This window comes from Streptomyces luteolus, from assembly GCF_029968015.1.
GTDB lineage: Bacteria > Actinomycetota > Actinomycetes > Streptomycetales > Streptomycetaceae > Streptomyces > Streptomyces luteolus.
In genome coordinates this window covers 1-12,909 of sequence record NZ_JASCIS010000006.1, presented here as the reverse complement: position 1 = coordinate 12,909, position 12,909 = coordinate 1, and the positions used below count along the sequence as shown (strand labels likewise).

The following is a 12,909-nucleotide window of genomic DNA, read 5'->3' as shown; positions in this document are numbered from 1 at the left end:
CCGTCCGGATGGTGCGCGGCGGCCCGTACCCTGTCCTTCGTGGCAGAACCAGTGGTGCGCATCCCGGATGCGAAGGTCGCCCTGTCGACGGCCTCGGTCTATCCGGAGTCGACGGCGACGGCGTTCGAGATCGCCGCGCGCCTCGGCTACGACGGCGTCGAGATCATGGTCTGGACGGACCCCGTCAGCCAGGACATCGAGGCCCTGCGCCGCCTCTCCGACTACCACGGCATCCCGGTCCTCGCCGTGCACGCGCCCTGCCTGCTGATCACCCAGCGCGTCTGGACCACCGACCCGTGGGTGAAGCTGCAGCGCGCCCAGGCCGCCGCCGAGAAGCTCGGCGCGTCCACGGTCGTCGTGCACCCGCCGTTCCGCTGGCAGCGGCAGTACGCGCGCGACTTCGTCACCGGCCTGTGGCGGATGGCCGACGAGACGGACGTGCGGTTCGCGGTGGAGAACATGTACCCGTGGCGCTACCGCGACCGCGAGATGCTCGCGTACGCCCCCGAGTGGGACGTCACCAAGGACGACTACCGGCACTTCACGGTCGACCTCTCGCACACCGCGACCGCCCGCACCGAAGCCCTGGACATGGTGGACCGCATGGGCGACCGGCTCGCCCACATCCACCTCGCCGACGGCAACGGCTCCGCCAAGGACGAGCACCTGGTCCCCGGTCGCGGCACCCAGCCCTGCGCCGAACTGCTCGAACGGCTCGCGCTCGGCGGTTTCGACGGCCATGTGGTGATCGAGGTCAACACCCGCCGCGCGATGTCCAGCGCGGAGCGGGAGGCCGACCTCGCCGAGGCCCTCGCGTTCACCCGGCTCCACCTCGCGTCCGCCCCGAACCGGGCGGCCTCCGGCCGGGCCTCCTCGGAGCGCGCGTGAGCGCCGAGCCGCCGCGCCGCCGCGGCCGGCCCGCGCACACGGAGCAGGACCGGACGCCCGCCCGCGAGCGCATCCTGGAGGCCGCCCGCGCCGAGTTCGCCGCGCGTGGCTACGACAAGACGTCCGTACGCGGCATCGCCAAGGTCGCGGGCGTCGACGCGGCGCTCGTGCACCACTACTTCGGCAGCAAGGACGAGGTCTTCGCCGCCGCGATCGAGGTCAGCTTCGAGCCCGCCCTGGTCGTCCCCGCCGTACTCGCCGAAGGGCCCGAGCAGGTCGGTGAGCGGCTCGCCCGGTTCTTCTTCGGGGTGTGGGAGAACCCGGCCACCCGGGCCCCGCTGCTCGCCGTGATCCGCTCCGCGGTGACGCACGAGGCGGCCGCCAAGGCGCTGCGCACGTTCGTACTGCGCCGCCTCCTGGAGCGCGTCGCGGACGACCTGGACGTGCCGGAGCCCAAGTTCCGCGCGGAGCTCGCCGCCTCGCACCTGGTCGGGATCGCCTTCGTGCGGTACGTGATCAAGGTCGAGCCGCTGGCGTCCGTGGACCAGGAGGAGATCATCGCCCTGGTCGCGCCGACGCTGCAGCGGTATCTGACGCAGGCGTGAGCGCGCGGCTCTCCGTCCGGGTGCCCGGTACGTGGGCCGCGCGTCCCGAAATGCGGACAGGGTGTCCGGATCTTGGATCTCGGGCGTACTCTCGAAGGCAGTCTGACCCTTAGTAGGCCCTGTTGAAGGGCCTGGAGAAGGAGCGAGCGGCGATGCCCGAGCTGAGGTCGCGCACTGTCACCCACGGCCGCAACATGGCGGGCGCCCGCGCCCTTATGCGGGCCTCCGGTGTACCCGGCGCGGACATCGGCAGGAAGCCGGTCATCGCCGTCGCCAACTCCTTCACGGAGTTCGTGCCCGGCCACACCCACCTGCAGCCCGTCGGCCGGATCGTCTCCGAGGCGATCAAGGAAGCGGGCGGCATCCCGCGCGAGTTCAACACCATCGCCGTGGACGACGGCATCGCGATGGGCCACGGCGGCATGCTCTACTCCCTGCCGTCCCGCGACCTGATCGCGGACAGCGTGGAGTACATGGTCGAGGCGCACTGCGCGGACGCCCTGATCTGCATCTCCAACTGCGACAAGATCACGCCGGGCATGCTCAACGCCGCCCTGCGCCTGAACATCCCGACGGTCTTCGTCTCGGGCGGCCCGATGGAGTCCGGCCGCGCCACCCTCGTCGACGGCACGGTCCGCACGCTCGACCTGGTCGACGCCATGTCGGAGGCGGTCAACGACAAGATCTCCGACGAGGACATGCTCCGTATCGAGGAGAACGCCTGCCCGACCTGCGGCTCCTGTTCCGGCATGTTCACCGCCAACTCGATGAACTGCCTGACCGAGGCCATCGGCCTGTCCCTGCCGGGCAACGGCTCCGTCCTCGCCACGCACACAGCCCGCAAGGACCTGTACGAGCGCGCCGGCCGCACGGTCGTCGAGCTCACCGAGCGGTACTACGGCCAGGACGACGCGTCCGTCCTGCCGCGCAACATCGCCACGTTCCAGGCCTTCGAGAACGCCATGGCCCTCGACATCGCCATGGGCGGCTCCACCAACACGATCCTGCACCTGCTCGCCGCCGCGCAGGAGGCCGACGTCCCCTTCGGGCTCGACGCCATCGACGCGGTCTCGCGCCGGGTGCCGTGCCTCTCCAAGGTCGCCCCGAACGTCGCGGGCAGCAAGACGTACTACATGGAGGACGTGCACCGCGCCGGCGGCATCCCCGCCCTGCTCGGCGAGCTGCACCGCGGCGGGCTGCTCAACAAGGACGTGCACTCCGTGCACTCCGACGACCTCGACGGCTGGCTGGCCGAGTGGGATGTCCGCTCCGGCGCCGCCTCCGCCCAGGCCGAGGAGCTGTGGCACGCGGCGCCCGGCTGCAAGCGCACCGCCGAGGCCTTCTCGCAGTCTGAGCGCTGGGACTCCCTGGACACGGACGCCGAGGGCGGCTGCATCCGCTCCGTCGCCCACGCCTACTCCCAGGACGGCGGCCTCGCGGTCCTCAAGGGCAACCTGGCCGTGGACGGCTGCGTCGTGAAGACGGCGGGCGTCGACGAGTCGATCTGGACGTTCGAGGGCCCGGCCGTGGTCTGCGAGTCGCAGGAGCAGGCCGTCGAGAAGATCCTCACCCAGCAGGTCAAGGAGGGCGACGTCGTCGTCATCCGCTACGAGGGCCCCAAGGGCGGCCCCGGCATGCAGGAGATGCTCTACCCGACCTCGTACCTGAAGGGCCGCGGCCTCGGCAAGGCCTGCGCCCTGATCACCGACGGCCGCTTCTCCGGCGGCACTTCGGGCCTGTCCATCGGCCACGCCTCGCCCGAGGCGGCCTCCGGCGGCACGATCGCCCTGGTCGAGGACGGCGACCGCATCCGCATCGACATCCCGAACCGCCAGATCGAACTCCTCGTGGACGAGGACGAGTTGAGCCGTCGTGAGGCGGCGCTCGGCGGTTCGTACGTCCCGAAGGGCCGCGAGCGCAAGGTCTCCGCCGCGCTGCGGGCGTACGCGGCGATGGCGACCAGCGCGGACAAGGGCGCGGTGCGGGACGTCTCCAAGCTCGGCTGAGCCTCTCCGCGTCTTTCTGCGTCACAGCAGGCCCCCGTCCAGGGAACTGACGGGGGCCCGCTGCTCGTCGTCATGGGGGACGGCACGCACAGCGGCGTGCCGCGGACACGGGGGAGAGCGGCATGAGTGAGCAGGTCACGATCAGAGACACGGCCTCGGCGATGCAGACCGCGGCGGCCGGCACGCGGACGTACACGGTCGTCGCCGACGTCAACGTCCGCTCGGGCCCCGGCACTTCGTACGCCAAGGTCGGCCGCATCGAGGCGGGCACCCGCGTCACCCTCCACTGCCAGACCCCGGGCCAGACGATCACGGGCCCGACCGGCACGACCGCCATCTGGGACCGCATAGGCTCCGGCCGCTACGTCTCGGACGCGTACGTAAGGACGGGCAGCGACGGGTACGTGGCACCGCGCTGCTGAGAGTTTCGTACGGGGGTGTGCTGGGGGCCCCGATAGGGGCGCGGGGCTGTGACATTGGCGGCTCCGCCGCGTGGGCGCGACCAGCCACGACGGCGGGTCAGCCGCTGACGAGGCGGACACACCACGGCGGGTGCGGACCCGGCAGCCCGGAAGCTCGGGGCAGGGGCTCACCCCTCTTCCGGCGGCCGCCCCCCATCGAACCCGAACACCGTGTTCCCGCCCGCAGAACCAATCACCGCACGCCCCGCCACCACCACCCGAGCCGTAGCCCCCATCTCACTCCCAGGGCTCTCGACCCGCGGCGGCGTAGCCCACCGCAGCTCGCCCTCGCGCGCGTCGAGCGCGGCGACGCGGCCGCTGGCCGAGCCGAAGTACAGCACCCCGTCGGAGGCGACGGGCGCCGAGGCCCACTCGACACCCGTCTGCCGGGACCACCGCACCCGCCCGCTCGCCGGGTCCACGGAGTGCACCCGCCCGCTCCGCTCCACGAAGTGCAGCGCGCCCGCGACGACCGTGGGCTGCGCACCCTCCGCCACCGCGACGGAATCCCCGGACGCCCCGCGCAGCGCGTGCTCGCCGACCTTGCCGGTCCGCGGGTCGAACAGCGCCACCGCCGAGTACCCGGCGAAGTCGAGCCCCTCCATCCGCTCCTCGACGAGGACGAGCTTCCCGTCCGCCTCACCGACGGGACGCCACCGCCCCTTCAGCCGGACCGGCTCGCCGAGCCGCCCGTCCGCCGGGTCGAGCAGCCGCAGCGTCGGGCGGTCCACCTGCACGGACTCCACCTCCGCTGCCGACGCGCAGAGGGCGTAGAGCCGGGCCGCGCGCGGATTCGGGGCGTACGGCGCGCACTGCGTACCGGGCGGGAAGGGCCGGGACCAGCGGACACTGCCGTCGCCGCCCGCCCGCCGCGCCTCGATCCGCGTCCCCGCAGGGTCGACGGACAGCACGTCCCCGCGGTGCAGGACCGCACTCTGCGTACGCCCGGTGAGCAGCGTCGACTCCCCGCCCAGCGGCGCGGACCAGCGCTCCTTGCCGCCCTCGGTCAGCGCGACCACCTGGGGTGATCCGGCACCGTCGGGAATGCGGTAGCCGACGACGGTAGGGCCCGCGTCCGCACCGTTCTGCCCCGCGTCCGCGGCGCTCTCCACCTCGCCTCCCGACGCCGTCCCCGCCCCCGTCACGCCGACGAAGTGCATCCCGTTCGCCGGTACGCCCGGGCTCCGCACCGTCCACAGCCGCTTGCCGTCGGCCGCCCGCAGCCGGGTGGCGACCACCCCGCCGCCCCCGCAGTACAGGTCGGCGCCGCGCGGCACGCAGCGCAACTCGTCAGGGATGCCCTTGCCGCCCCGTACCGACACCTCCCAGGGCGCGAAGCCCTCGGGCAGCGGCTTTCCGGGGGAGCCAGCGCCTGGCTGCTCGCCCTGCGCCGTGTTCTGCGCGTCCGCGCCGCGGTCCGGGCCGAGCAGGGCGACGCCGCTCGCGACGGCCGCCACCGCGACGGCCGCGGCGAGCACGGACCGCCACCGTCTGCGCAGGCCGGGCCCGATGCCGGTGAGCGTACGAGAACCGGTGCGCGGCCCCGCCTGCTCCACCTGCTCCACCGGCTCGGGCCGCTCCACGCGCTCCGGCCCAGTGGTCTGGCCCCGCGCGCCCCCGCCGAGCACCCGCGTCGCCGAGTCCACGGGCCCACCGGCGGACGTGCCCGAGCCCGCGCCCACGTGAAAGCCCACGTGAAAGCCCGTAGGAAGCGCGAGGAGTTGAGCGAGCAGCTCGTCCGTGGACGGCCGCTCGCCCGGGTCCTTCGCGAGGCACGGCTCGACCACGGCCCGCAGCACGGTCGGCACGGCGCTCAACCTCGGCTCCTCGTGCACCACTTGGTACGCCGTGAGGTACGGGCTGTCCGCGTCGAACGGCCCCTGCCCCGTCGCCGCGAACACGAGCAGCGTGGCGAGCGAGAACACGTCCGACTCGGGGCCCACGTCGCGCGGCGCCTGCAGCTGCTCGGGCGACATGAAGGGCGGTGTGCCGATGACGCGCCCCGTCATCGTCAGCGTCTGGTGGTCGGCGGCGCGCGAGATGCCGAAGTCGATCACCCGGGGGCCCTCCGCCGAGAGCACGACGTTGGACGGCTTGAGGTCGCGGTGCACCACGCCGACCCGGTGGATGTCGCGCAGCGCCTCGGCCAGGCCGACCGCGAGCGTGCGCAGCTCCCCGCCGCCGAGCGGCCCGCCCGACGTGATCCGCTCGGAGAGCGTGGGGCCCTCGATGTACGCCGTGGCCATCCACGGGTGCGCACCCTCGGGGTCGGCGTCGACCACGGCCGCCGTGAACGCGCCGCTGACCCGCCGGGCCGCCGAGACCTCCTGCCGGAACCGGGTCCTGAACTCCTCGTCGTCCGCGAACTGCTGATGGATCAGCTTGATCGCGACCCGCCGCCCCGACGCCGTACGCGCCAGATAGACAATGCCCATGCCGCCCGCCCCGAGCCGCCGCTCCAGCGGGTAGCCGCCGATCGTCTCCGGATCACCTGACCGCAGCCGCACTGCGCCGACCTCCCCCAGTCGCCCCCGGCCGTCGCGCCCGGCCGTCCGACCAAACTAGCGCGCCCCACCGACAGAAGGCCGCCGCGGGGCCGGTAGCGCGCACTCCGTATCGCGCCCGCCGCGCGCGATAATCGGCACCGTGAGCGACGCACCCGAATCCGAAGCCCGCACCCAGGACGGCCAGGGCGGCCCCGAACCCGAGCCCATCCGCTTCTTCGGCACGCACTGGCTCGACCACTCCGGCAAGTACGGACTGCGCCGCGCCGCCGTCGCCCTCGGCTCGATCTCGGCCGCGTTCGGCGGCTGCCTGCTGCTCCGGTTCGCGTACGAGGGACTGGAGATCGCGAAGGTCGGCGCCTTCGTCGACCTGCTGGTCGTGGCGGTCTTCGCCGTCTGCAGCGCGCTCGCGTTCCGCCGTACCTGGGACGCGTACAGCAGGCGCCCGGACCCGCAGACGCAGGCTTCCCTGCGCTCGATGACGGCCATCGGCTTCGTCGGCGTCCTGCTCGCGTACTTCCTCCGCTCCCTGTCCGAGGCCCCCGGCGAGAAGCTCCGCCGCGCGGAGTACGAAGCGGCCGTCAAGCAGTACGAACGCCGCACCTCCCGCCGCGCGGGCAACCCGGCGAACCGCAGGAAGAAGCGCAAGTAGCCGCAACCCGGCGGCCGGCCCGGTCCCGCCGGTCTCCCACACCTTGACGCCCCACACCCTGACGCCCCACACCTCGACGCCCCACGCCTTGACTCCCCGCCCCACCCAGGAGGATTATTCATCACGTGATGAATTATTCGTCCGGAAGGGGCGCAGCCGTGCACACCGCCATCCATGCCGCCGACCTCTCCGTCGTACGAGGCGGCCGCCCCGTGGTGCGCGGCCTCGGCTTCGACGTGCCGCGCGGCCAGGTCACCGGCCTCCTCGGCCCCTCCGGCTGCGGCAAGACCACGCTGATGCGCGCGATCGTCGGCACCCAGGCCAGGGTCACCGGCACGCTCCGGGTCCTCGGCCACCCGGCCGGCGCCCCCGAACTCCGCTCCCGCATCGGATACGTGACCCAGGACCCGTCCGTCTACGACGACCTGACGGTCCGCCAGAACCTCGACTACTTCGCCGCGATCCTCGACCCGGGCCGCGCGGCCGCCACCCGCCGCCGCGCCGACGTCACCCGCGCCATCGCCGAGGTCGACCTCACCTCGCACACCGACGCCCTCGCCGGCACCCTCTCCGGCGGCCAGCGCAGCCGCGTCTCGCTCGCCGTCGCCCTGCTCGGCAGCCCCGAACTCCTCGTCCTCGACGAACCCACCGTCGGCCTCGACCCGGTGCTCCGCCGCGACCTGTGGAACCTCTTCCACACCATCGCCGGGCGCGGCACCACCCTCCTCGTCTCCTCACACGTCATGGACGAGGCCGAGCGCTGCCACCGCCTCCTCCTCATGCGCGAGGGCGAGATCCTCGCCGACGACACCCCGGACGCCCTGCGCGGCACCTCCGGAACCGTCGAGTCCGCCTTCCTCCAGCTGGTCGACGAGGCCAACGCCCGAGCGCACGCCGACCGCGCCGCCGCCACCACCACCACTGACGACCGACAGGAGCCGGCGCGATGACACCCCCTGTGTCAACCTCAGACTGTTTGAATCAGCTCGGGCTGGGGTGTGAAGGGCCGTGCTGCGCGGTGCTGTTCGGGTTCGTAGGGCTCGTGGCTGAGCCAGCATCGGTAGATCACGCGGACCCATGCGCGGGCCAGGACGCGGGTGGCGTGCGGGTGGTCCATGCCGCGGGCGCGGGCGCGCTGGTAGGTGTCGGCCGCCCAGGCGCTCTCGTGGCGGCTGTTGTCCGCGAACGTTGTGATGGCCTGGCGCAGGCGCTTGTTGCAGGCCCAGCGGTAGGAGACGCCGCGCATGCGTCCGGATGCCTTGGTGACCGGGGCGACCCCGGCGAATGCGGCGATGGCGTCCGGGTTGTCGTAGGCATCGCGGGAGTCGCCCCACTCGGCGAGCATCTGGGCGGCGTTGACGCGTCCGGCTCTGGGCAGCGAGGCGAAGATCCGGCCGTCGGGGTGCTGGGCGAGGTGGGCGTCGACCGAGCGGTCGAGGTCCTTCTTGACGCCTCCCAGCGTCCGCAGCACGGTGACCAGGGCCATGACGGCGTCCCGGCCGGCTTCGGTGTGGTGCTCGGCTGTGACACCGGGCGGGGCCGAGCGCAGGCGCTTGACCAGGTCGGCAGGGCTGCGGCGGCCGCAGTAGCTGTGCTTGACGCAGAAGGCGGCCATGCGCTTCTGCCCCAGCGCGGCGGCGGAGGCCGGGGTCGGGTAGCGGGTCAGGAACTCCAGCGCGATCGGCGACTGACCGTCCTTGAACAGCACCTTCGCGCCCGGCCAGAAGGCGTCCAGCAGCGCGGAGAGCATGTTGGTGGCCATCACCCGCAGCCTCACTACGTCGTCGCGGGTGCGGACCACGGTGCGCAGTGCCTTGGTCTGTTCGGAGAACGGGCGGGCTGGGGTGAGCCTGTGGTGCCGCAGCCGCAGGTACTCGGCGATCACCATCGCGTCGCCGGGGTCGGACTTCGCGCCGGACAGGACCTCTGCGTCCCGCCATGCCTTGATGGCGTTGGACTTCACCGGGACCACCGGATGCCCGGCCTCCAGCAGCGTGTCGACCAGACGTCCGTCCGGGCGCTCGATGGCCACGGGGATGTCCTCGGCTGCCCCGAGCCGGGCCAGGCGCCGGGCCAGGTCGGCGAACCCGGCGGCGGTGTGGGTGATCGTGAACTGGGTCTTGGGGCGGCCGGCCTCGGTCAGGACGCAGACCGCGTGCTCGGCCGATCCCCAGTCGATCCCGACGTAGTACGCGCTCTCGGGCAGTGCCACAGCTCTCCTTGGGCCTATCAGCGACAGGCCGGTGACGGAGCTGGTCCCCGGGCGGTCACTGACTGGCGCTCTGCGGCGCGTCCCTCTGTTGCCGGTCGACAGCTCCGGAAGAGCCGGGGGCGGCAGTGTCATCGGGGCTCTCGCAGAGCGACCACCCCAGGCCGTCACCCCGGCTCTCACCGGCATCTAACCACGAGCCTCCAACTGGCGCCCGCAGAAAGGATGGTGGACCAGTGACCACCCCCGCAACCGACACCGCCATGGCCCCGGCCCCCACCCCGACCCGCGCCCCCGCCTTCTCCGCATCCCGCACACTCGCCACCACCGCGCGCGTGCTGCGCCAACTCCGGCACGACCCGCGCTCGATCGCCCTGATGCTGTTCGTCCCCTGCGTGATGCTGCTCCTGCTGCGCTACGTCTTCGACGGCAGCCAGCGCACCTTCGACACCATCGGCGCCTCGCTGCTCGGCATCTTCCCGCTGATCACGATGTTCCTGGTGACGTCCATCGCCACCCTCCGCGAGCGCACCTCCGGCACCCTGGAACGCCTCCTCGCCATGCCCCTCGGCAAGGCCGACCTGATCCTCGGGTACGCCCTCGCCTTCGGCCTGCTCGCCGTCGTCCAGTCCGCACTCGCCACCGGCCTCGCCCTGTGGGGCCTCGGCCTCGACGTCATCGGCTCGCCCTGGCTGCTGCTCCTGGTCGCCCTCCTGGACGCCCTCCTCGGCACCGCCCTCGGCCTCTTCGTCTCGGCCTTCGCGGCCTCCGAGTTCCAGGCCGTCCAGTTCATGCCGGCCGTGATCTTCCCCCAGCTCCTCCTCTGCGGCCTCTTCGCCCCGCGCGACACCATGCACCCCGTCCTGGAGGCGATCTCGAACGTCCTCCCCATGTCGTACGCGGTCGACGGCATGAACGAAGTCCTCCAGCACACCGACGTCACCGCCGACTTCATCCGCGACATCCTCGTCGTAGCCGCCTGCGCCCTCCTGGTCCTCGCCCTCGGCGCCGCCACCCTCCGCCGCCGCACGGCCTGAGCGTCCGCTGCCGTAGGGGGAGCCCTGCCGTAGGGGGAGCCCTGCCGTACGGGGAGCCCTGCCGTACGGGGAGTCGTACCGCCCATCGGACACCTGATCGCGCCTCCGCCGCCCGATGCGAGGATGACCGTGGACGACTCACCGGAAGGCACCCGCTCATGACCCAGAAAGTCGCAGTCCTCGGCACCGGCAAGATCGGTGAGGCCCTGCTCAGCGGAATGATCCGGGCCGGCTGGGCCCCCGCCGACCTCCTGGTCACCACCCGCCGCGCCGAACGAGCCGAGGAACTCCGCACCCGCTACGGCGTCGACCCGGTCACCAACGCCGAGGCCGCCAAGCACGCCGACACCCTGATCCTCGCCTGCAAGCCGCAGGACATGGGCGCACTCCTCGACGAACTCGCCCCGCACGTCACCGCGGACCGCCTGGTGATCAGCGCGGCGGCGGGCATCACGACGGCCTTCATCGAGGAACGCCTCCCCGGCAGCACCCCGGTCGTCCGCGTCATGCCGAACACCCCCGTCCTCGTCGACGAGGGCATGTCGGTCATCTCCGCCGGCTCCCACGCCAGCCCGGCCGACCTCAGCCACGCCGAGGACATCTTCGGCGCCGTCGGCAAGACGCTCCGCGTCCCCGAGGCCCAGCAGGACGCCTGCACGGCACTCTCCGGCTCAGGACCGGCGTACTTCTACTTCCTCGTCGAGGCCATGACCGACGCCGGCATCCTCCTCGGCCTGCCCCGGGACAAGGCCCACGACCTGATCGTCCAGGCCGCCATCGGCGCCGCCGTGATGCTCCGCGACAGCGGCGAACACCCGGTCAAGCTCCGCGAGAACGTCACGTCCCCCGCCGGAACCACCATCAACGCCATCCGCGAGCTGGAGAACCACGGCGTACGCGCGGCCCTCATCGCCGCCCTCGAAGCCGCCCGCGACCGCAGCCGCGAACTCGCCTCCGGCAACGGCTGACACGACTGCGGCGCCGTTCCGGAGAACGGCGCCGCACGTCCCCCTCAGACCTCGCCACCCGCAGGCATCATCAGCCCCATCGCCCGGTACGCGGCATCAACCGTCGGCCGCGCCATCGCCCGCGCCTTCTCTGCCCCGGCCCGCAGCACCGCGTCGACCCGCCCCGGCTCGGCACACAACTCCCGGTGCCGCTCCCGCACCGGCCGCAGCAGTTCCACCACGGCCTCGGCGGTCGCCTTCTTCAACTCCCCGTACGAATCGAAGGCCCCGCTCAACTCCTCGGGCCCACGCCCCTCACACGCCGCCAGAATCTCCAGCAGATTCGACACCCCGGGCTTGCCTTCCCGGTCGTAGACGACCTCCCGCCCACTGTCGGTCACGGCCCGCAGAATCTTCTTCCGTACGACCTCGGGCTCATCGAGCAGATAGACGATCCCGGCACCCGACTCATGGGACTTCCCCATCTTCGACGTCGGCTCCTGCAGATCCATCACCCGCGCGGCGACCTTCGGCGGCGTGGCCCGCGGCACCACGAAGGTGTGCCCGTACCGCTGGTTGAACCGCACGGCCAGATCCCGCGTGAGCTCCACATGCTGCGTCTGGTCCTCACCCACAGGAACCTCGTCCGCCCCATAGGCCAGGATGTCCGCCGCCATGAGTACGGGGTAGGTCAGCAGCGACAGTCGCACACTCCCGCCCCGCTCCCGCTCGCGCACGGACTTCTCCTTGTACTGGATCATCCGCCGCATCTCCCCGTCATTGGCGACGCACTCAAGGAGGTACGACAGCCGCGCATGCTCGTCGACATGGCTCTGCACGAACACCGCGCACCGCTCGGGATCGAGCCCAGCCGCCAGCATCAGCGTCGCCGCCTGCCGACTGAGCCTGCGCACCCGCGCCGGGTCGTGCTCCACGGTGAGGGCGTGCAGATCCACCACACAGAACAACGACTCCGCGCGGTGCTGGTCCACCTCGACCCACTGGCGCAGTGCGCCCAGGTAGTTCCCCAACGTGAGGTGGCCGGTCGGCTTGATGCCACTGAAGATCCGCGTCACTGCTTCTTCCTCCTGAGTCATGGCCACCGCCGGTCCGCCGGCCGAGCCGCGGTCCTCAGGAAGGGGATACGCAAACGGCCGCCGAGGCGGCGGCCGTTGATGCACGCGTAGGTACGGCCGCCGTCAGGCGGCCCACCACTGATTGGTGCACGCGTGCGTAGTCATGCCGCCACCATAGCGACCCAGGCCCCAGGTTGACAGGGCCATTCGGCCTACGTAGAGTCCTGCGAGTTGTCCGACGTGAGCGCCGACTCCGGTTGGTCCCCGGACAGCCATTCAGCAAGAACCCAAGGATCGAACCGCGCATCGTCGCGGTCTTCTTTTCGTGTGCTTTTGCGGAATGTGGAATCCGCGTTCGAAAGGGCGCAACCCCGATTAGGTTCGGGGCCGGGATTCCGCTAAAGTCTCACTCGTCGGAACGGCCCAACAGCCGCAACGACAAACCCGGTTGGCAGGGAATCAGGCCCGAAAGGATCTGATAGAGTCAACACCGCCGAAAGGCCCGGAAGGGCCGGAAAGCAAAC

11 protein-coding genes are annotated in these 12,909 nt (G+C 72.0%); 8 read left to right on the top strand and 3 right to left on the bottom strand.

What is annotated here, in order from left to right; genetic code table 11:
• Positions 1 to 39 precede the first annotated feature (39 nt).
• The 4 genes from QIT00_RS07425 (at position 40) to QIT00_RS07410 (ending at position 3,921) form a co-directional block, all read left to right on the top strand.
• A complete protein-coding gene (locus QIT00_RS07425) occupies positions 40 to 888 on the top strand; it encodes a sugar phosphate isomerase/epimerase family protein (protein WP_282534314.1) in 849 nt (282 codons plus the stop codon).
• Positions 885 to 1,493: a TetR/AcrR family transcriptional regulator gene (locus QIT00_RS07420; protein ID WP_282534313.1), complete on the top strand. Its 609-nt coding sequence runs from the start codon at positions 885 to 887 to the stop codon at positions 1,491 to 1,493. The genes QIT00_RS07425 and QIT00_RS07420 overlap by 4 nt, the downstream gene beginning before the upstream one ends.
• Positions 1,494 to 1,645: 152 nt before the next feature.
• Positions 1,646 to 3,499, top strand: coding sequence for a dihydroxy-acid dehydratase (ilvD, locus tag QIT00_RS07415; RefSeq protein ID WP_282534312.1), 1,854 nt, complete (start codon positions 1,646 to 1,648; stop codon positions 3,497 to 3,499).
• A 122-nt stretch (positions 3,500 to 3,621) separates the two neighbouring features.
• Entirely contained in the window at positions 3,622 to 3,921 is a 300-nt protein-coding gene (locus QIT00_RS07410; protein ID WP_408909734.1) for an SH3 domain-containing protein, read from the top strand.
• A gap of 167 nt (positions 3,922 to 4,088) precedes the next feature.
• Here the strand turns inward: QIT00_RS07410 and QIT00_RS07405 are convergent, their stop codons facing one another.
• Positions 4,089 to 6,467, bottom strand: a complete 2,379-nt coding sequence (locus QIT00_RS07405; RefSeq protein WP_282534311.1) for a protein kinase domain-containing protein — start codon at positions 6,465 to 6,467, stop codon at positions 4,089 to 4,091.
• Positions 6,468 to 6,606: 139 nt separating this feature from the next.
• Here QIT00_RS07405 and QIT00_RS07400 point away from each other — a divergent pair, with 139 nt between their 5' ends.
• Complete coding sequence (locus tag QIT00_RS07400) at positions 6,607 to 7,116, top strand: EamA/RhaT family transporter (RefSeq protein ID WP_282534310.1); 510 nt, start codon at positions 6,607 to 6,609, stop codon at positions 7,114 to 7,116.
• 128 nt (positions 7,117 to 7,244) lie between these two features.
• Positions 7,245 to 8,066: an ABC transporter ATP-binding protein gene (locus QIT00_RS07395; protein WP_282534309.1), complete on the top strand. Its 822-nt coding sequence runs from the start codon at positions 7,245 to 7,247 to the stop codon at positions 8,064 to 8,066.
• Between the two features lie 17 nt (positions 8,067 to 8,083).
• Here QIT00_RS07395 and QIT00_RS07390 read toward each other — a convergent pair whose 3' ends face one another.
• On the bottom strand, positions 8,084 to 9,328 hold the full coding sequence (locus QIT00_RS07390) for an IS110 family RNA-guided transposase (RefSeq protein WP_282534308.1): 1,245 nt from the start codon (positions 9,326 to 9,328) through the stop codon (positions 8,084 to 8,086).
• Between the two features lie 260 nt (positions 9,329 to 9,588).
• On the opposite strand from QIT00_RS07390, the gene QIT00_RS07385 reads away from it, so the two are divergent.
• Positions 9,589 to 10,362 (top strand): ABC transporter permease, encoded by a 774-nt coding sequence (locus QIT00_RS07385; protein WP_282534545.1) that lies wholly within the window; start codon positions 9,589 to 9,591, stop codon positions 10,360 to 10,362.
• Between the two features lie 158 nt (positions 10,363 to 10,520).
• Positions 10,521 to 11,330, top strand: coding sequence for a pyrroline-5-carboxylate reductase (gene proC, locus QIT00_RS07380; RefSeq protein WP_282534307.1), 810 nt, complete (start codon positions 10,521 to 10,523; stop codon positions 11,328 to 11,330).
• A 44-nt stretch (positions 11,331 to 11,374) separates the two neighbouring features.
• On the opposite strand, the gene trpS is transcribed toward proC, so the two are convergent.
• Entirely contained in the window at positions 11,375 to 12,385 is a 1,011-nt protein-coding gene (gene trpS, locus QIT00_RS07375) for a tryptophan--tRNA ligase (protein WP_282534544.1), read from the bottom strand.
• Between the last annotated feature and the right edge of the window lie 524 nt (positions 12,386 to 12,909).